Source organism: Variovorax frigidus (assembly GCF_051216515.1).
GTDB lineage: Bacteria > Pseudomonadota > Gammaproteobacteria > Burkholderiales > Burkholderiaceae_C > Variovorax.
This window is the reverse complement of record NZ_JBPJZF010000001.1, coordinates 1,079,026-1,098,891: the sequence shown is the minus strand read 5'-3', so window position 1 is coordinate 1,098,891 and position 19,866 is coordinate 1,079,026. Positions and strand designations below refer to the sequence as shown.

At 68.6% G+C, this 19,866-nt stretch carries 9 protein-coding genes; 1 reads left to right on the top strand and 8 read right to left on the bottom strand.

All coding sequences use genetic code 11. From position 1 onward, the window contains the following. Positions 1–89: 89 nt before the first annotated feature. From ACSFBC_RS05110 to ACSFBC_RS05075, 8 genes are all read right to left on the bottom strand, one after another. Positions 90–5,222, bottom strand: a complete 5,133-nt coding sequence (locus tag ACSFBC_RS05110) for a malto-oligosyltrehalose synthase (RefSeq protein ID WP_435509213.1) — start codon at positions 5,220–5,222, stop codon at positions 90–92. After that, complete coding sequence (gene treZ / locus ACSFBC_RS05105; RefSeq protein WP_435509212.1) at positions 5,215–7,044, bottom strand: malto-oligosyltrehalose trehalohydrolase; 1,830 nt, start codon at positions 7,042–7,044, stop codon at positions 5,215–5,217. Before treZ ends, ACSFBC_RS05110 begins: the two co-directional genes overlap by 8 nt. Further along, positions 7,041–9,179: a glycogen debranching protein GlgX gene (gene glgX / locus ACSFBC_RS05100; protein ID WP_435509211.1), complete on the bottom strand. Its 2,139-nt coding sequence runs from the start codon at positions 9,177–9,179 to the stop codon at positions 7,041–7,043. Before glgX ends, treZ begins: the two co-directional genes overlap by 4 nt. Positions 9,180–9,237: 58 nt before the next feature. Further along, complete coding sequence (locus tag ACSFBC_RS05095; protein WP_435509210.1) at positions 9,238–9,960, bottom strand: mechanosensitive ion channel family protein; 723 nt, start codon at positions 9,958–9,960, stop codon at positions 9,238–9,240. 37 nt (positions 9,961–9,997) lie between these two features. Continuing rightward, a complete protein-coding gene (treS, locus tag ACSFBC_RS05090) occupies positions 9,998–13,336 on the bottom strand; it encodes a maltose alpha-D-glucosyltransferase (RefSeq protein WP_435509209.1) in 3,339 nt (1,112 codons plus the stop codon). 37 nt (positions 13,337–13,373) lie between these two features. After that, complete coding sequence (locus ACSFBC_RS05085; protein ID WP_435509270.1) at positions 13,374–15,419, bottom strand: alpha-1,4-glucan--maltose-1-phosphate maltosyltransferase; 2,046 nt, start codon at positions 15,417–15,419, stop codon at positions 13,374–13,376. 88 nt (positions 15,420–15,507) lie between these two features. Then, positions 15,508–17,394: a 1,4-alpha-glucan branching protein GlgB gene (glgB, locus tag ACSFBC_RS05080; protein WP_435509269.1), complete on the bottom strand. Its 1,887-nt coding sequence runs from the start codon at positions 17,392–17,394 to the stop codon at positions 15,508–15,510. 215 nt (positions 17,395–17,609) lie between these two features. After that, entirely contained in the window at positions 17,610–18,587 is a 978-nt protein-coding gene (locus tag ACSFBC_RS05075; RefSeq protein WP_435509208.1) for a DUF3829 domain-containing protein, read from the bottom strand. 159 nt (positions 18,588–18,746) lie between these two features. On the opposite strand from ACSFBC_RS05075, the gene ACSFBC_RS05070 reads away from it, so the two are divergent. Beyond that, positions 18,747–19,835, top strand: coding sequence for a PA0069 family radical SAM protein (locus ACSFBC_RS05070; RefSeq protein WP_435509207.1), 1,089 nt, complete (start codon positions 18,747–18,749; stop codon positions 19,833–19,835). Positions 19,836–19,866 lie beyond the last annotated feature (31 nt).

The following is a 19,866-nucleotide window of genomic DNA, read 5'->3' as shown; positions in this document are numbered from 1 at the left end:
AATGAAAAATGGCGGAATCGCGTTCGGTCTGTTTCTGGAATCGGTCGAATCAGGGGGCGGACCGCACGCGATCCGCCCTCCGTCCCCGATCAAGGCGCGGCATCGACCGCGACCAGCGCAGCTCCCGGGAAGCGCGCGAACAGGTCGCCCATCCGCAGGGCGCCGTCGTGCACGGTGTGCACCTCGCCCGTGAGCACGTTGCGCAGGCGCGTGCCGTCCGGCCAGCCTGGCAGGCACAGCACCGTTTCGCCCCAGACCGCCTCGCCCAGCGGCAGCCAGTGCGCGGCCGCATGTTCGGGCGCCGCCCATTCGACGTCGCTCGACAGCCTGGCGAACAGCCGCCCCGCGACCACGATCAGCGCCCGGCCCTCGTGGCGGCGCGAAAAGGCCAGCACATGCTCGGCACGCGTGCCTTCGGCCGCGAGCGCGGTGTAGTCCCCGTCGCGGAACAGGGCCGGGTCGGCGCGGCGCAGCGCCAGCAGGCGCCACAGCACCCACAGCTTGGCACCGCCGTCGTGTGGCGCGGCGGCCAGCGCGTGCGCGCCTTCGGCCTTGGCCGGCGACCGGTTCAGCGCCGTCAGCCGGTCCAGCCAGCCCGCGCGCGCCGGGTAGTCGACCGGGCGCCGGTTGTCGGGGTCGACCAGGCTCAGGTCGGTGAGTTCGTTGCCCTGGTACAGGTCGGGCACGCCCGGCGAGCCGTACTTGACCAGCGTCATCGACAGGCTGTTGAGCGCGCCGAACCAGGCCAGCGTGCGGCCCAGCGCCTGCAGGTCGTCGAGGAAGGGGTTGTCGTCGACGCGCGCCAGGATGCGCTGCACGAAGCCGGTCAGCGCGTCTTCGTAGGACTGGTCGGTGAAGACCCAGCTGGTGTGGACCTTGGACTCGCGCGCGGCCTTGAGCATGTACGTTTCGATGCGCTCGACGTAGCCGGCGCGCGCCTCCGCCGTCAGCCCGCTCGCGGGCAGCGTGCCCAGCAGCGTCTGGTAGAGCAGGTACTCGTCGGCTGCCGACGGATCGGGCTGTGCCTCGTCGGTGCGGTTCATCGCACGCCAGCGGCGCAGCGCGAGCCGCCAGGTGGCCGGCATTTCCGACAGCACGTCGATGCGCGTGCGCACATCCTCCGAGCGCTTGTTGTCGTGTGTCGAGGTGGCCAGCATGGTGTGCGGCCAGCGCGCGGCGCGGTCGGCACTGGCGGCGTGGAAGTCGGCCACCGTCATGCCGAAGTGCGCCGGTTCGCCGCCCACTTCGTTGAGCGAACTCAGCGGGAAGTAGCGGTAGAAGGCCGTGTCCTCCACGCCCTTGGCCGTGACCGGCGCGCTGAACTGCTGGAAGCGGATCGCCAGCCGCAGCGCGCGGGCGCGCAGCGATGCGTCTGCATCGGGCACGGTCTCGCCCAGCAGCGTGAGCCGCAGGAAGTCGAACACCGAGCCGTCGGCATCGCGGCTGCGCCGGCGCGCCTCGTCGACCGCGCGATCGATGTAGTGGCGGTCCTGGTCGGAGGGCGCCTCCAGGATGTAGCTGCGGTAGACCGGCAGGCAGGCCGCCACTTCCGACAGCGCACGGCGCAGCGTGTTGAGCGTGTAGTCGCGGGTGCGGCGGTCGCCGCGCGCGATGCGCAGCAGTTCGCTCGACAGCACGTTGAGCTCCGACGACAGCGCGTTGCGCATGATCGCGCGCTTGCCCTCGTAGGCCAGCTCCTCGAAGGGCTGGAGCACGCCGGTGAAGCTGCGCCAGATGCGCGCGAAGCGCCCGGCCGCGGCGGTGTCCACCAGCACGCCGTTGACCACGGTCGCGAAGCGATAGCCCGTGGTGCCGTGGATCGCCCATTGCACCGGCACTTCTTCCTGCGAGGCGGCGATCTTCTCGGCCACCACATAGAGCGGTCGCGCGGGCCGGCCCTGCGCGTCGGGGCCGGGCAGCACCAGGCCGGCGCGCCGCGCATAGCCCTGCTGCAGCCGGTCGAAGTACTGGGCCGGGTCGTACAGGCCGTCGGGGTGGTCGATGCGCAGCCCGTCGACCGCGCCCGCGGCCGCCAGGTCCAGCGCCATGCCCTGCGTCGCCTCGAACACCTGCTCGCGCTCGATGCGCAGCGCGGCCAGTTCGTTGATGTCGAAGAAGCGCCGGTAGTTGATCTCGTCGGCCGCCACGCGCCAGTAGGCGACGCGGTAGGCCTGTGCGTCGAGGAGGTCGTGCAGCGCATCGCGTTCGGCGGGCGCGTTGAGATCGGCCACCGCGGCGGCGATGGCCTGCGCCACGTCGAGCTGGCGCGTCACCAACCGTCCCAGCCGGCTCTTGAGCAGTTCCTTGTCGCGCGCGCGTTCGGCCACGGCGTCGGGCTCGGGCGCCTCGCGTGCGGGCAGGTGGCCGAAGGAGGTGGCGATGCTGGCCAGGCTGGCCGCCAGGTCGGGGTCGGCGAGCCGGGCCTGGGCACGCTCCAGCACGCGCGGGTAGGTCTCGGGTGCGAGCGGCAACCGGTGGTCGTGGTAGCGCAATGCCAGGCTGCCGGTGTCGGCGTCGAAGGCCAGCACCAGTTCGCCGCGCGCCAGCACGTCGCCGTAGTGGTCGCCCAGCACCGGCACCAGCACCTTGCCGTGCAGCTCGGCGTTGAGCGGCTGCCAGTCGATGTCGAAGTGCTGCGCGTAGAGCGAGGCGGGGCCGTTCTCGAGCACGTCCATCCACCAGGCGTTGTCGGCGCCCAGCACGCCCATGTGGTTGGGCACCAGGTCGAGCAGCTGGCCCATGCCTTGCGCGCGCAGCGCGGCGGTGAAGCGTTCGAAGCCTTCGGGGCCGCCGAGCTCGGGGTTGATCTGGTCGTGCGCCACCACGTCGTAGCCGTGCATGCTGCCCGGGCGTGCGCGCTGGATCGGCGAGCAATAGACGTGGCTCACGCCCAGCCGCGCGAGGTAGGGCAGCACCGCGATCGCGTGGTCGAAGGTGAAGTCCTTGTGGAACTGCAACCGGTAGGTGGCGCGCGGCACCAGCGTCTCGACACCGCGGCGCGCGGTCGGCGCGCGGGCCGGGTGCGGGCGCACCGCCTCGAGCGTCTTGAACAGCCGCAACGCGTTTTCGTCGGTGGCCAGTTGCTGCAGGTCGAGCGTGAGCTTGCGCTGCCAGTTCGGATGCGCGTCGGTGGTGCCGGGCATGTTGGCCTGCTCGATCTGGCCGATCACGTCCTCGATCTGCACCATCATGACCTGCGACGGCGTGCCGGCCATGAAGGCGTGCAGCGCGGCCACGGTCTCGGGTGCCAGCGCCTGCGCGCCGGTGGCCACGGCCACCGCGTCGGGTGTCAGCAGGCCCGCACGCTGCACCGCGAGCAGCAGGCGCACGCGCTCCTGCGCGCGGTCGAACAGCTGCTGCTCGAACAGCGCCTGGCTCGGGAACAGGCCGAGGGCGAGCCGCAGCCGCAGGTCGTGGCCGGCCCACCAGCCGGTGAGCGTGGCCAGGTCGTGCGTGCTGATCGCCACCAGCGCACGGCGCGGATAGTCCGCCGGCGCCTTGAATTCGCCGTCGGCACCGCGCTCGAAGTACATCAGGCGGTACGACAGCACCTCGAAGCGCGCCAGCGCGCCGCGCATCTCCTCCGCGACGGTGCCCAGGTCTTCGCCGATCACCATGCACTGCGCGCGTTGGCTCTCGATGGCGACCACGGCCAGCATCTCGTGCAGTGCGTAGTGCACATAGGCGCCGTCGTGCGGCGTCTTGCCGGGCGGAATCCAGAACAGGCGCATCAGGCCCATCACATGGTCGATGCGCAGCGCGCCGGCACCGCGCATGTTGGCGCGCAGCGTCTCGACGAAGAAGCGGTAGCCGTCGGCGCGCAGCTTGTCCGGCCGCAGCGGCGGCAGGCCCCAGCCCTGGCCGTTCGGATTGAACTCGTCGGGCGGTGCGCCCACGCTCGCACCGTGTGCGAAGGTCTCGCCCTGGCACCAGGCATCCGAGCCCGCACGGTCGACCGACACGGCAAGGTCCAGGTACAGCCCGACCGCCATGCCCAGTGCCGCGCACTGGTCGCTCGCACGCTGGAGCTGGCGGGCCGCCTGCCACTGCAGGTACTCGAAGAAGCCGATGCGCCCGGGCTGCGTCTCGGCGAAGCGCGCGACCTCGGGCGAGGCCGGATCGCGGTAGGCCTCGGGCCAGACCGGCCAGCCCCAGACCGACGCATCGGTCTCGAAGAAATGCGCCTGCAGCGCCTCGAACAGCGCATGGCGTCGCAACGCCTCGCCGCGTTCCGCGCGGAAGGCCTCGAAGGCGGCCGCGGTGGCGCTGCGGCCGCTGCGCTGCTGCGCGCGGAATTGGGCATACAGCAGTTCGAGCACCTCGAACTTGGCGGCGGCGACACCCGGGTAGTCGACCAGCGGGGCTTCGCGCAGCGCGGTCAGCCGGGCCTGGAACTCGGGCGATTGCACCAGCCGTTGCGCAGGCTCGCAGTCGCGGAATTCCTCCACCGCCTCGACGTCGATGTAGAGCACGTCGAGCATCAGCCGCGACGAGGGGCTGTAGGGACTGGCATGCGCCGGGTTGTGCGGGAACAGCGCGTGCAGCGGGTTCAGCCCGATGATGCCGGCGCCGCGCGGCGCGATCTGCTGTGCGAGCTGGGCCAGGTCGCTGAAGTCGCCGATGCCCCAGTTGCGGGGCGAGCGCAGCGCATAGAGCTGTACCGCCGGGCCCCAGACGCGGCCGTCGCCCTCCAGCGCGGGCGGTCGGTAGCAATGCGGCGGCGCGGCCAGCACCAGCGTTTCGCCGGACAGGCCGTCGAGACTCAGCCGGTGATAACCGACGGGCAGTGCGAGGTCGATCGTGAGGCGCCGTTCGCTCATCGGCATGCCGTCGCGCTCGGCGCGTGCGATCTCCGGCGTATGCCGCAGGTCGATGCGGCCATGGTGCAGCGTGCCGTCCTCGGCATGCACGGCCCAGGCGGCCTCGCTGGCGTCGGAGGGCAAGCGCACCGTGAGCGACCAGCCGGCCCGCCCGGCGTCGATCGCCACGGCCGGGGGCAGGCCTTCGCGCCAGGCCTGCGATTGCACCTGCGCCAGGCTCTCCTGCGGCAACGCGGCCGCATCGATGCCGAAGCTGCCGAGCAGCGCGACCAGATTCGTCGGCGCGATGACGTGGCGATGGCCAAAGATGTCGTGGTAGTCGGTCGCGATGCCGAAATGGGCGCACAGGCGCTGCAGCGCGTCGTGTTCTCCGAGATGCGGGAGGTGCGGGACGTCAGGCAAGCGGGTTCTCCTCGAGGGTGACGCACACGGCGCCGGGCAGCAGTCGGTTTGAACCGGCTTCGATGCCCCAGGCATGAAGCAAGTCTCCGGCCAACGGTGCGGCCTCGGTGGGCCGGGGGCCGAAATGGGCCAGCAGGTGGAGCTTGGCGGTCGTGCCCGGCGCGGCACCGCCGACCGTCCATTCGACGCGCAGCGCTTCGCCGTCGCGCCAGAAGCGTCCGCCGCTGTGCTGCCCTGCGAGCCGCGGCACGAGCCGGTCGCGGCGCAACGCGAGCAGTTCGCGCACATGTGCGAGCAGCTCGGCATGCGCGCCGGTCTCGCGTTCCTCCCATTTCAGCTTCGACGCGAGAAAGCTCGATTCCGCATTCGGGTCGGGAATCCGCGCGCGCGCGGCCTCGTCCTTGAAGGCGGCAAAGCCGCCGAACTCGGCGCGCCGGCCTTCGGACACCGCGGCCGCGAGCTCGGGGCCGAAGTCGCAGAAGTAGAGGAAGGGCGTCGACGCCGCGTACTCCTCGCCCATGAACAGCATCGGCGTGTGCGGCGACAGCAGCAGGCAGGCATAGGCCGTACGCAGAAGCACCGGGTCGGCCAGCATCGCGATGCGGTCGCCGAAGGCGCGGTTGCCGACCTGGTCGTGCGTCTGCAGGAAGGACACGAAGGCGGCCAGCGGCAGCCGGTCGCTGGGTTCGCCGCGGCGTTCGCCGTTGCGGAAGGGCGAAGGCTGGCCCTGGTAGACGAAGCCCTGCGCCAGCGCGAGGCCGAAGCTCGCGACCGCGTCGTCCGCATAGTCGGCGTAGTAGCCGTCGCGCTCGCCGGTGGTCAGCACATGGGCCGCATGGTGCAGGTCGTCGTTCCACTGCGCGGTGGCGCACAGCGGTGCATGGTCGGCATCGCGCTCGAGGTAGTGCGCGCCGTTGGCATCGTTCTCCAGCACCACATGGACCCGGCGTTCGCGGCCCGGTCCGTCGCGCAACGCGGCGCAGATCTCGCTCACGATGTCGGGCGTGGAGTCGTCGCGGATCGCGTGCACCGCATCCATGCGCAGGCCGTCGAAGCGGAACTCCTCGACCCAGTAGAGCGCGTTGTGCACGAAGAAGTCGCGCACCGTGCGCGCGTGCTCGCCGTCGTAGTTGATGGCCGCGCCCCAGGGCGTCTGGTGGGCGGGGTTGAAGAAGGCCGGGCTGCCCGCGTGCAGGTAGTTGCCTTCGGGGCCGAAGTGGTTGTAGACCACGTCGATCAGCACCATCAGGTCCAGTGCATGGGCCGCGTCGACGAAGGCCTTGAGTTCGTCGGGCGTGCCGTAGGCCGCATCGGGCGCGAACAGCAGCACGCCGTCGTAGCCCCAGCCGCGCTGGCCCGGGAAGTCGGCCACCGGCATGAGTTCGATCACGGTGAAGCCCAGCGCCGCCAGTTCGGGCAGGCGCTTCTGCGCAGCGGCGAAGGTGCCTTCGGGCGTGAAGGTGCCGATGTGCAGTTCGTAGATCGCGGCCTCGGTCCAGGGCCGGCCGCGCCAGGCGTCGTCCTGCCATGCGTAGGTGGACGGGTCCACCACTTCGCTCGCGCCGTGCACGTCGTCCGGGTTGCGGCGCGAAGCCGGATCGGGCACGGCCGTGCCGTCGGCCAGGCGGAAGCGGTAGCGGTCCCCGGCTTGGGCTTCGGGCAGCACAAGTTCGTGCCAGCCGTCGTCGCTGCGCACCATGGGCAACGCGTCGTCGCCGCGCACGAGCGCGACGCGCTCGTGGCCGGGGGCCCAGTAGCGAAAACGCACGCCGCCGCCGTCGAGGGGCGTGGCGCCGAAGGGCATTGCGTGGAGGTGTTTCATGGTGTCTTCCTGACGGGTCGGCTCAGCAGCACCAGCGATCGGCAGTGCAGGTTCAGGCTCGGGGTGTCGAGCGGAGGGTGCGCTTCGGTGAGCGCGTCATGGGTGGTGTCGAGCACGAGCTGCCAAGGGCCGCCTTCGTCGATCGGCAGCACGAAGTCGAGGTGCTCGTGGTGGGCGTTGAACAGCAGGAAGAAGTCGTCGTCGTCGAGCGTCTCGCCGCGTGCACCCACATCGGCGATGCCGCGGCCCGACATGAACATGCCGATGCAGCGCGCATTGCCGTCGTTCCAGTCGTCCGGGTTCATCTCCTGGCCGTCGGGCCGGAACCAGACCAGGTCCTTGACCTCGGCACCGTCGAGCGGTGCACCGCGGAAGAAGCTGCGCCGGCCGAAGGACGGATGGCTGCGGCGGAAATGCACCAGGTGGCGCGTGAAGTCGCGCAGTGCCTCGCGCTCGGCATCGAGGTTCCAGTCGATCCACCCCAGTGCGTTGTCCTGGCAGTAGACGTTGTTGTTGCCGTTCTGCGTGTGGCCTGACTCGTCGCCGGCCAGCAGCATCGGCACGCCTTGGGACAGCAGCAGCGTGGCCAGCATGTTGCGCTTCTGGCGCGCGCGCAGCGTGCGCACCTCGGGGTCGTCGGTCGGGCCCTCGACACCGCAGTTCCACGACACGTTGTTGCTGTTGCCGTCGCGGTTGCCTTCGCCGTTGGCCTCGTTGTGCTTGTCGTTGTACGACACCAGGTCGTGCAGGGTGAAGCCGTCGTGCGCGGTGATGAAGTTGATGCTCGCGTGCGGCTGCTTGCCCGACCAGCCGTACAGGTCCTGCGAGCCCGTCAGGCGCTTGGCCACTTCGCCGAGCAGCCCGCCGTCGCCCTTCCAGTAGCCGCGCATGCTGTCGCGGTACTGGTCGTTCCACTCGGCCCAGCCCAGCGGGAAGTTGCCGACCTGGTAGCCGCCGTGGCCCAGGTCCCAGGGTTCGGCGATCAGCTTGACGCGGTTGAGCACCGGGTCCTGCCGGATCGCATCGAAGAAGCCGCCCAGGTTCTCGACCTTGCCCGACTCGCGCGCGAGCGCCGAGGCCAGGTCGAAGCGGAAGCCGTCGACGTGCATCTCCTCGACCCAGTAGCGCAGCGAGTCCATGACCAGTTGCAGCGCGCGCGGGTGCTCGAGGTTGACCGTGTTGCCGCAACCGGTGAAGTCGTCGTAGTAGCGCCGGTTCTCCGAATTGACGATGTAGTAGGACGCGTTGTCCACGCCGCGCAGCGACAGCGTGGGGCCGAGCTGGTTGCCTTCGCAGCTGTGGTTGTAGACCACGTCGAGGATCACCTCGATGCCCGCCGAGTGCAGCGTCTTCACCATGGTCTTGAATTCCTTGACCTTGCGCGACGCGCTGTAGCGCATCTCGGGGGCGAAGAAACCCAGCGTGTTGTAGCCCCAGTGGTTCTGCAGGCCGTTCTCGACCAGGTGGCGGTCGTTGAGGTAGCTGTGCACCGGCAGCAGCTCGACCGTGGTCACGCCCAGGCGCTGCAGATAGTCGATCACGGGTGCGGTGGCCAGTGCCGCGTAGGTGCCGCGCAGCTCCGGCGGCACCGCGGGGTGCTGCATGGTGAAGCCGCGCACGTGCATCTCGTAGATCACCATGTCCTGGCGCGCGATCTTCGGTCGCCGGTCCTCGCCCCAGGTGAAGGCGGTCTCGAGCACGCGGCCCTTGGGCATCAGCGCCGCGCTGTCGCGGCGGTCGAAGGACAGGTCCTCGCGCTTGCTGCCGATGGTGTAGCCGTAGAGCGCATCGCCCCAGCGCAGCTTGCCGACCAGGTCCTTGGCGTAGGGGTCGATCAGCAGCTTGTTCGGGTTGAAGCGATGCCCTTCCTCCGGCTTGTAGGGGCCGTGCACGCGGTAGCCGTAGGCCATGCCGGGGCGCGCCTCCGGCAGGTAGCAATGCCAGACGTCGTCGGTGCGCTCGCGCATCACGATGCGCTGCAGCTCGTGGCGGCCGGTGTCGTCGAACAGGCAGAGCTCGACCTTCTGTGCATGCTGGGAGAACAGCGCGAAGTTCACGCCCTCGCCGTCCCAGGTGGCGCCGCGCGGGTAGGCGGTGCCGGGCCACACGACGTGGATCGGGTTTGCTGATTTCATGGAAGCGGTGCCTGGCGAAAGAGAAAGATGGAAGAAACGCGGGCGCCGCGTGCGCGGCTCAGGGCAGCTTGTCGCGCTTGTCGGTCAGTCGATCGGCACGGTCCTTGAGCGCCTGGCCACGGCGCGGCCACCACTCCTCGATGCGCTCGGCGGCCCAGTCCTTGCCGCCCAGGCCGAAGGCCAGCGCGATGGCGAACACCACGCCGCCCAGCAGGATCAGGAAGCTCTCGCGGATGATGTCGCCGCCGACCTTGATCTGGTCGAGCGCGATCAGCACCACGAAGGCCAGCACCGCGTACTGCGCGAGCTTGCCCAGCAGCAGGGCATCCTGCATCTTCACGTTGCGGCAGTAGGTGGTCACCGTGTCGCCGATGAAGCGCGCGAAGTACGAGCCGAAGGCCAGCACCAGCAGCGCCACGAACACGTTGGGCACGAACCAGACCACGCGGCCCAGCAGGTCGGTGATGTAGGTCAGGCCCAGGCCGTTGAAGGCGATCAGCAGCGCAGCCAGGACCACGAGCCAGTAGACCAGCACGCCGAACACCGTGGTGGTGTCGCCGTTCATGCCGCCCTGGCGCAGGAAGCCGTCGAGGCCCGAGCGTTCGGTGAGCACGTTGAAGTTGACCGCTCGCAGTGCCTTGACGACCGCGAAGCGCGCCACCTTGGCCAGCAGCCAGCCCGCGATGATCACCACCACCGCGATCAGCAGCCGGGGCAGGAAGGCCCCGATCTGGAACAGGATGGCCCGCGCGGGCTCCAGGTGAATGCCGAAATTTTCCATGGTGTGTGTCTCCGGTGCCGTGGCGTGGATGTTCAAGTCAATGGTGGCGGTCGACCAGCGCCAGGATGCCCTGCAATGGCACCTGCACCCAGTCGAGGCGGTTGTCGAGTTCGTAGCGCAGCTCGTACATCGCCTTTTCGAATTCGAAGAGCGCGAGCAGGCGGGCGGCGGACTCGGCCGTCTGCGCCGACCCGCCTTGCGCCATGCGGGCGGTGTAGGCCGCGAGGAAGGCCGCGCGTGTCTCGGCTTCCCAGTCGCGTGCCGCGGGCTCGAGCCGCGCCAGTTCGTCCGCACTCTGCGCCACGCGGCGCAGGGCCGACCAGCGCGCATAGTTGAACGAACGCACCATGCCAGCCACGTCGCGCAGTGCCGAGCTGCGTTGGCGGCGCTCCTCGAAACTGCGGGCCGGCTCGCCCTCGAAGTCGATGATCAGGAAGTCGTTGCGCGAGACCAGGACCTGGCCCAGGTGGTAGTCGCCGTGGTAGCGCGTCTTGACGCCGGTCTGGCCGTCGAGCGGGAAGTCGGCCACGCGGGCCCGCACTTCGGCCGCGCGCGCCAGCAAGCGCTTGGCCTCCTCCTGCAGTTCGGGCGTGAGATCGGGCAAGCGCTCGGCCAGTCGATCGAGCGTGCGGCCCGCACCTGCGGCGGCGCGCTCGCGCCAACCGATCACGTCGTCCGTGGTCGTCGGCTCGGGGTCGAAGGCCGGGTTGCCGGTGCGCTTGGACAGCGCAAGATGCAGTTCGGCCGTGCGCTCGCCCAGCGTGTGCATGAGCGAGAGGAAGCCGCCGTGCACGTCGGCCGGCTGCGGCGCGTCCATGGTGCGCAAGGCTTCGAGGTAGCGCTCGAGGTAGCTCAGCGTGTAGTCCCAGCCGTCGCCCTGGTTGGGCACGAAGGCCTGGACCATGGCGAGCGTCATGGTGCTGCCGTCGTCGGCCATGTACTCCAACGCGCCGGCCACCGGCACGCAGTTCGGGTACTTCGCGACCTCGGTCAGGAAGCGACCCATCTCGAGCTCGGGGTTGATGCCCGCGCGCAGCCGGCGGTAGCCCTTGAGGAACAGGCGCTCGCCCAGCGTGACCACGGTGTTGCTGCTCTGCGCGGTCGGCGCGGTGACGGGCAGCGAGGCCACGTCGTCGCCGGCCAGGCTCGCGAACGCGGCGGTGTGACTGAAGCGCAGCTTGCCGCCGGCGGTCGGCAGCTCGGAGCCGCGGCCCATCGCCTCGACCAGCGCCCGGCAGAAGCTCTCGTCGAAGAAGGCATCGGCCATCACGCCCACGTTGGCCTGCTGGCGCACCTTGGCGACCGGGCAGGCCATCAGGGCCTTGAGCCGTTCTTCCTCGCTGTCTTCCCAGGCCAGTGCCAACGGCATGAAATAGGTGGCGGCCTCGGCCGGCCCGTCGAGGTCGAGCAGCGGCAGCATCCAGTTGCGACCGTCGACTTCCCAGACCGCCTGGTCGCGCATCCGCGCACGCAGGATCGAGGTGCCCTTGGAAGCGTACCAGCGCTGCGTCTCGACATGGCGCGGCAGCGTCTCGGTTTCCAGCTGCAGCCGCATGCGTTCGGCCATGCCGATGCGCCAGGGCATCACGCGGTCGCGGAAGAAGCTGGTCCAGCCGTCGAACAGCACCAGCACTGCGCGGTCCTGCAGCGGCGTGCCTTCCTGGTGCCAGCTGGGCATGGGTGCCTCGGCCGACAGTCGGAACCAGTAGAAGCCGTGCGAGGGCAACGTGAGCAGGTAGGGCAGGTCGCCGATCGGCGGGAAGGGCGTCTTGCCCAGCATCTCGACCGGCACCCGGCCCTTGAAGACCGACAGGTCGAGTTCGACCGGCTGCGCGGTGCGCGACAGGTTGAACACGGTGAGGATGGTGTCGTCCTCGTGCTCGCTCAGGTAGGCCAGGATCTTGCGATTGCCCGGCTTGAGGAAGCGCCGCTGGCCGCGGCCGAAGGCGCGGCTGGTCTTGCGCACGGCCAGCATGCGCTTGGTCCAGTTGAGCAGCGAGCTGGCTTCGCGCGATTGCGTCTCGACGTTGAGCGCCTCGTAGCCGTACATCGCGTCCATGATGGGCTGCAGGTACAGGCTCTGCGGGTCGGCGCGCGAGAAGCCGGCGTTGCGGTCGGGGCTCCATTGCATCGGCGTGCGCACGCCGTTGCGGTCGCCTACGAACACGTTGTCGCCCATGCCGATCTCGTCGCCGTAGTAGATGATGGGCGAGCCCGGCATCGACAGCAGCATGCTGTTCATCAGCTTGATGCGGTCGTTGTCGTTTTCCATCAGCGGCGCGAGCCGGCGCCGGATGCCCAGGTTGATGCGCGCGCGCGGATCGGCCGCGTACATGCGGTACATGTAGTCGCGCTCCTTGCTGGTCACCATCTCGAGCGTGAGCTCGTCGTGGTTGCGCAGGAAGATCGCCCACTGGCAGCCGTCGGGAATGTCGGGCGTCTGCTGCAGGATTTCGATGATCGGGTCGCGGTCTTCCTGCGCGATCGCCATGTACATGCGCGGCATCAGCGGGAAGTGGTACGCCATGTGGCATTCGTCGCCGTTGCCGAAATACTCGCGCACGTCCTCGGGCCACATGTTGGCCTCGGCCAGCAGGAAGCGGTTGGTGTACTCGGCATCGATCGCGGCGCGCAGTTGCTTGATCACCGCGTGCGTCTCGGGCAGGTTCTCGTTGCTGGTGCCGTCGCGCTCGACCAGGTAGGGAATGGCATCGAGCCGGAAGCCGTCGACGCCCATGTCGAGCCAGAAGCGCATCGTCTTGAGGATGGCCTCCATCACCGCCGGATTGTCGAAGTTGAGGTCGGGCTGGTGGCTGAAGAAGCGGTGCCAGAAGTACTGCTTGGCCACCGGGTCCCAGGTCCAGTTCGAGGTCTCGGTGTCGGTGAAGATGATCCGCGTGCCCTGGTAGATCTGGTCAGTGTCGCTCCACACGTAGAAGTTGCGCTCGGGCGAGCCCGGCGGCGCGAGCCGTGCGGCCTTGAACCACGGGTGCTCGTTCGAGGTGTGGTTGATCACCAGCTCGGTGATCACGCGCAGGCCGCGCGCATGGGCCGCGTCCAGCATCTCCTTGAAATCAGCCAGCGTGCCGTACTGCGGATGCACGTCCTCGTAGCCGGAGATGTCGTAGCCGTCGTCGCGCAGCGGAGAGGGGTAGAAGGGCATCAGCCAGATGGTGTTGACGCCCAGCTCCTTGACGTAGTCGAGCTTCGCGGTCACGCCCTTGAAGTCGCCCATGCCGTCGTTGTTGCTGTCGAAGAAAGCCTTGACGTTGAGCTGGTAGATCACCGCATCGCGGTACCACTGCGGATCGTGGCTGGTGTCGATCTCCGGCGTTTCCAGCGTGAGGGCGGGCAGGGTGGGCGAGGGTGCATTCATGGCCATTGCGCTTCTTTCTGCTTCTTCTTCGTGAGGGTCAAAGGAAATACTCGAAATCGTTCTCGTCGCGGGTGCGACGCCGCACGCGCAGCACATGGGCCGGCGTGTGCTGCGGGTCGAGTTGCACGTAGTGCCACTCGCCCTGCCAGAGGAAGCGCTGGTCGCTCAACAGGTCGTGCACCTGGAAGGACTGGCCTGCAGGCACGCCGATCGATTCGGCGGTGAGCCCGATCCAGCCCGACTGCGTCTGGTGCGGATCGAGGTTGACCACCGTGACCACCACGTTGCTGCCGTCGTCGGACGACTTGGCATAGGCCAGCAGCTGGTTGTTCTCGACCGGCAGAAAACGCAGCGTGGCGTTGGTCTGCAGCGCCGGGTTGTCGCGGCGGATGCGGTTCAACCGTGCGATGAAGGGCGCCAGGCTGTGCGGCATCTCGGTGCGCCAGTGGCGCAGCTGGTACTTCTCGGAATCGAGGTACTCCTCGCTGCCGGGGTTGCGCGGCAGGTGCTCGAGCAGCTCGTAGGCCGGGCCGTAGATGCCGTAGTTGGCCGCCAGCGTGGCGGCCAGCGTGAGCCGCAACCGGAACATCGGCGCCTCGCCGCTCTGCAGTTGCTCATGCAGGATGTCGGGTGTGTTGGGCCAGGCGTTGGGCCGGAAATACTCGTGGCCCGGCGAACTCGACAGTTCGGTGAAATAGGCCGTGAGTTCTTCCTTGCTGTTGCGCCAGGTGAAGTAGGTGTAGGACTGCGAAAAGCCCAGCTTGGCCAGCCGGTGCATCACCTTCGGCCGCGTGAAGGCCTCGGCGAGGAACAGCACGTCGGGGTGCTCACGCTTGATCTCGGAGATCGCCCATTCCCAGAACGGGAAGGCCTTGGTGTGCGGGTTGTCGACGCGGAAGATCGTGACGCCTTCGCCGATCCAGTGGTCGATCACGCTCTTGAGCTCGGTCCACAGCCCCTGCCAGTCGTCGCACTCGAAGTTGAAGGGATAGATGTCCTGGTACTTCTTGGGCGGGTTCTCCGCGTACTGCACCGTGCCGTCGGGCCGCCAGCGGAACCAGCCCGGATGCTGCTTGACGTAGGGGTGGTCGGGCGCGCACTGGAACGCGATGTCGAGCGCGATCTCCAGGCCGTGCTTGCCGGCCTCGGCCACCAGGTGGCGGAAGTCCTCGGGCGTGCCGAGCGCGGGCAGGATGTCCTTGTGCCCGCCTTCTTCCGAGCCGATGGCCCAGGGGCTGCCGACGTCGTCGGGCTCGGTCACGAGCGCGTTGTTCTTGCCCTTGCGGTCGACCCGGCCGATCGGGTGGATCGGCGGGAAGTACAGCACGTCGAAACCCATGCGCGCGATCGCGGGCAGCCGGGCCTCGACATCGGCGAAAGTGCCGTGCTGGCCGAGCTCGGTGCCGGCCGAGCGCGGGAACAGTTCGTACCAGCTGCTGAAGCGGGCCCGCTCGCGGTCGACCACCAGCGACAGCTCGGCGCCGTAGCGCGCCTCGAAGCGGCGATCGGGGTACTTGGAGGCGAGCGTCTCTAGCGCGGTGTCGAGAGCCAGCGCCTTGAGGCGGGGACCGTCGATGCCGCGGTCCGTGGCAGCCTCGGCCAGCTCGGCGGAGGCGCGGGCCAGGGCCTGCGCGTCCTCGCCGCTGGCACGCGTGCCCGCCGCGGCGATCTCGAGTGCACCGACCTGTGCCGCGATGCGGATATCGGCTTCGTCGACACGCCGTGTCAGTTCATGGCGCCACGACGCGAAACCGTCGACCCAGGCCAGCACCGTGTAGACGTAGCGCCCCGGCACCGGCGGCAGGAAGGACGCGTGCCAGACGTCGTTGTTGCTCAGCGTCATCGGCGTCTCGTGCACCGTGGTCTCGCCTTCGCGCCACCACTGCAGCAGCACGCGCAGCACGTCGTGGCCGTCGGTGAAGCAGTGGGCCGTGACCTCGAAGGCTTCGCCCGCGATGCGCTTGACGGCGAAGCGGCCGCCGTCGACGGCCGGCAGCACGGCGTCGACCACGGCGCGCACGCGGCCCTCCTTGGGCATGCCGTGCGGCAGTGCCAGCAAGGCGGCGACCTGGGTCTGCGGCATCGCCGGTGCCGCCGGGATGACGGTGTCGGCTGCGGTGGGCGCGGCCGGGGGGAGGGTGGACTTGGGGGTCTTGGGAGGCTGTGAACTCTTAGGCATGGGGCACGTGCTTGAGGATCAGGGTGGACAGGGGCGGCAGCGTCAGGTTGAGCGATTGATGGCGGCCGTGCGCGGGCAGGGGCGAGGTCTGGGCGCCGCCCAGGTTGCCCCAGCCTGCACCGCCGTAGTCGCGGGCGTCGCTGTTGAGCAGCTCCTGCCATTCACCGGCCAGCGGCACGCCGACCGTGTAGTTGGTGCGTGGCAGCGGTGTGAGGTTGCACAGCACAAGCAAAGGCGCGCCGTCCTTCGCCTTGCGCAGGAAGGCGAACACGCTGTTCTGCGCATCGTCGGCCTCCACCCACTCGAAGCCGTCGGGCGAAAAGTCGACCTCGTAGAGCGCCGGCTCGGCCTTGTAGACGCGGTTGAGTTCACGCACGAAATGCTGCAGGCCGCCGTGGCCCTCGGTGCCCGTGACCCACCATTCGAGCTCGCCGTCGTGCGTCCATTCGCGGCGCTGGCCGAACTCGCCGCCCATGAAGAGCAGCTTCTTGCCCGGATGTGCCCACATCAGGCCGAACAGCGCGCGCAGGTTGGCGAACTGCTGCCAGCCGTCGCCGGGCATCTTGTTGATCAGCGAGCCCTTGCCGTGCACCACTTCGTCGTGTGAGAGCGGCAGCACGAAGTTCTCGTTGAAGGCATAGACCAGCGAGAAGGTCAGCTGGTGGTGGTGGTGCTTGCGGTGCACCGGGTCCTTGGCGAAGTACGACAGCGTGTCGTGCATCCAGCCCATGTTCCACTTCATGCCGAAGCCCAGCCCGCCCATGTCGGTCGGCCGCGAGACGTTGGGCCAGGCCGTCGACTCTTCGGCGACGGACACCGTGTCCGGATGCGCGCGGTAGACGGCGCGGTTCAGGTCGCGCAGGAAGTCGACCGCCTCGAGGTTCTCGCGACCACCGTCCTTGTTCGGAATCCATTCGCCGGGCTGGCGCGCGTAGTCGAGATAGAGCATCGAGGCCACGGCGTCGACGCGCAGGCCGTCGAGGTGGTAGCGCTCGAGCCAGAACAGTGCCGACGAGATCAGGAAACTGCGCACCTCGTTGCGGCCGTAATTGAAGATGCTCGAGTTCCACTCGGGGTGGAAACCCTGGCGCGGGTCCTCGTGCTCGAACAGGTGCGTGCCGTCGAACACCGACAGGCCGTGCGCATCGGTCGGGAAGTGCGAGGGCACCCAGTCGAGCAGCACACCGATGCCGCGGCTGTGCAGGTGGTCGACGAAAGCCATGAAGTCCTGCGGCGTGCCGTAGCGCGCCGTGGGTGCGAAATAGCCGGTGGTCTGGTAGCCCCACGAGCCGTAGAAGGGATGCTCGGTCACCGGCATCAGTTCGACGTGCGTGAAGCCCATGTCGACCACGTAGGCCGCCAGGCGCTCGGCGAGCTCGCGCCAGCCCAGCATCTCGCCGCCCTGGCGTTGCCAGGAGCCGGGATGCAGTTCGTAGACCGACATTGGTGCATCGAGCGCGTTCTTCGGGCCGCGCCGCTGCATCCAGTCGGCGTCGTTCCATTCGTAGTCGTCGAGCGACCAGACGCGTGAACCGGTGGCCGGTGGATGCTCGGCATAGAAGCCGAAGGGGTCGGCCTTGTCGACCGAATGGCCGTCCTGCGCGAAGACACGGTACTTGTAGACCGCGCCGCGCGTCGCATCGGGCGAGAAGCCCTCCCAGATGCCGCTGGCGTCGGAACGCGGCTCGAGCCGCAGGGCGGTGTCGTTCCAGCCGTTCCAGTCGGCCACCACGGAGACGGCGCGGGCGTTGGGCGCCCAGACCGCGAAGGTCGCGCCGCCCTCGGGCTGCATCTGGCAACCCATGGCGCGATGCATCCCTGCATGCGTGCCTTCACGGAAAAGCCAGACGTCCTGATCGCTCAGGCGTGGGGATGGGATGTGCACGGGTGGATTCCTCCTGCGCAGGCGGGTCCGGCGAATTCCGGCGGCGCCCTTGCGACAGTGTTCATTGAACCGTATGCCCGACCATGAATGGGCCGCCGAGCGCCCTTTGCCTTGTCGGACAGGAGCTATTTGCACCTTTCATGCCACGGCCGAGGTGCAGGCAGGAACCCGCCGCGCCCCCGGCGGCGCAGACGGGCGAAGGGGCGGACTCAGCCGCGCAGGCGATTGGCGCTGGACACCGCGTCGTTGTACTTCTTGACCATGTCGTTGAAGGCCTTGGCGGTCTTGGCCTGCTTCATCGTGCGGTAGGTGCCGATGAAGGAAACCAGCGACGAGCCGGTGCTCTCGTGGGCCGAATCCGGACGCGGCTCCTTGTCCTTGGCGGCAGCGTAGAGCTCGCGCTGTTCGGCCAGGGTCTTGTCGAGCGAGGCCACGATCGCATCGGCGGCCTGGTATTTGGCCGGGTCGCGGATGTCGGCTTCGCTGTCGAAGAGCGACACCACTTCCTCGGCCTGCTGCAGGCCCAGCTTGGTGTTGTAGCCGAGCACGTCGCCCGAGGCCTTCAGCTTGGCCAGCATGGCAACGCTGCGCTTCTTTTCTTCGGCACCCAGCACGGTGCTGAAGCTCTTCATGCTGGCCGTGCTCCTGTCGAAGGCGGCGCGCACGTCCGCATCCTGCGCCTTGCCCTTGGCGAGGTCGTCTTCCTGGTAGGCCTTGGAACTGTAGTAGACCTCCAGCGACTTGAGCTGGGTCACGAGCGTGCCGAGTTCCTTGATCAGCGCGTCGGCGCTCTGGTCGAGCGTGTCCAGTTCGGACGCGGGCAAGGCGCGCGCCTTCTTCAGCTGCTCCAGCGCCAGGTCGACCCAGCCCGCGCTGATCGAGAGGTTCTCGGTGGCCTTGCGCTTGGGAATGTTGAGCTTGAGGTAGCGCTCGTGGGTCTCGGGCAGGCCGAAGGTGCCGATCAGCTTGTTGTAGCCCTGCGTGTAGCCATTGAGTTTGGCGCTGGTCGCCTGCCCGACGTCCACGTTGCTGGCGGCCGATTTGACCTTGTCCCCGACGGCCGAGGCCGCCGCGCTCACGCTCGATGCAGCATCGCCGGCCTTGCCGCAAGCAGTGAGGGTCAGGACGGCGCAGGCGGTGGCGGCGACGATCCAGAGGTGCTTGCGGGTGGTGCTAGTCGGTTTCATTCTTGTATGTCCAAAGAGGTAGGAATAAGGCTTGGTAACTTAATGCATCTGCGGGCCCGGCATTGCAGGACAGGACCGCAGATGTAAAGCAAAGTCACACATGGGGACTTTACCGTCGGCCAATCAAGGATGATACTGTATGAAAATACAGTATTTTTCATGTCCGACACCTTCATCCCCCTGCATGCCCTCAAGGGCCGCGGCGCGGCCACTCGCCTGGCCCACCGCTTCGAGCGCGACGTGCGCGAGGCCAGCGACGACGGCTGGGGCTCGCTCGACGAGACGGCCGCCGAAGCGCTGCTGCCGCTGCAGACCGAGGTGCGTTTCGAAGACGCGAAGTCGGTGCTCAGCGAGAACGATTCGCCCGACATCCCCTTCGACCGCTCGCTCAACCCCTACCGCGGCTGCGAGCACGGCTGCATCTACTGCTTCGCGCGGCCCACCCACAGCTATCTCAATCTCTCGCCCGGCCTGGACTTCGAGACCAAGCTGATCGCCAAGCGCAACATCGCCGAGGTGCTGCGCACCGAGCTGGGGCGCAAAGGCTACCGTCCCAGCCAGATCGCGATCGGCACCGCGACCGACTGCTATCAGCCGATCGAGCGCGAGCTGCGGCTGACCCGCGCGGTGATCGAGGTGCTGCAGGAAACCCGCCATCCCTTCGGCCTGGTCACCAAGTCCAGCGCGGTCGAGCAGGACCTCGACCTGATCGCGCCGATGGCGGCCCAGCACCTGGCCGCGGTCTACGTCACCATCACCACGCTCGACGCCGCCCTGGCGCGCAAGCTCGAGCCGCGCGCCGCGGCGCCGCACCGGCGGCTGCGCACCATCCGCACGCTGGCCGAGGCGGGCGTGCCGGTGGGGGTGAGCGTGGCGCCGCAGATCCCGTTCATCACCGACGACATGGAGAAGGTGCTCGAGGCCGCCTGGGAGGCGGGCGCGCGCTGCGCCTTCTACACCGTGGTGCGGCTGCCCTGGGAAGTGGCGCCGCTGTTCAAGCAGTGGCTCGAACTGCACTACCCGGACCGCGCGGCGCGCGTGATGGCGCGCATCCACGAGATGCGCGGCGGCAAGGACTACGACGCCGACTTCGCCACCCGCATGAAGGGCAGCGGTCTGTGGGCCGACCTGATCCGCCAGCGTTTCGAGAAGGCCACCCATCGCATCGGCTTCAACCGCCAGCGCATCCCGCTGGACCTCGGCGCCTTCAGGCCGCCGGGTGCGGCGGGGCAGGGCAGCCTGTTCTGAAGCGCCTCGGAACGCGCAGAGGCTCGGATCG

Coding starts and splice junctions, on each gene's coding strand:
- ACSFBC_RS05085 (WP_435509270.1), bottom strand. CDS start 15,419: ATGCCGCAGACCCAGGTCGCCGCCTTGCTGGCACTGCCGCACGGCATG.
- glgX (WP_435509211.1), bottom strand. CDS start 9,179: ATGAAATCAGCAAACCCGATCCACGTCGTGTGGCCCGGCACCGCCTAC.
- treS (WP_435509209.1), bottom strand. CDS start 13,336: ATGAATGCACCCTCGCCCACCCTGCCCGCCCTCACGCTGGAAACGCCG.
- ACSFBC_RS05075 (WP_435509208.1), bottom strand. CDS start 18,587: ATGAAACCGACTAGCACCACCCGCAAGCACCTCTGGATCGTCGCCGCC.
- ACSFBC_RS05070 (WP_435509207.1), top strand. CDS start 18,747: ATGTCCGACACCTTCATCCCCCTGCATGCCCTCAAGGGCCGCGGCGCG.
- treZ (WP_435509212.1), bottom strand. CDS start 7,044: ATGAAACACCTCCACGCAATGCCCTTCGGCGCCACGCCCCTCGACGGC.
- ACSFBC_RS05095 (WP_435509210.1), bottom strand. CDS start 9,960: ATGGAAAATTTCGGCATTCACCTGGAGCCCGCGCGGGCCATCCTGTTC.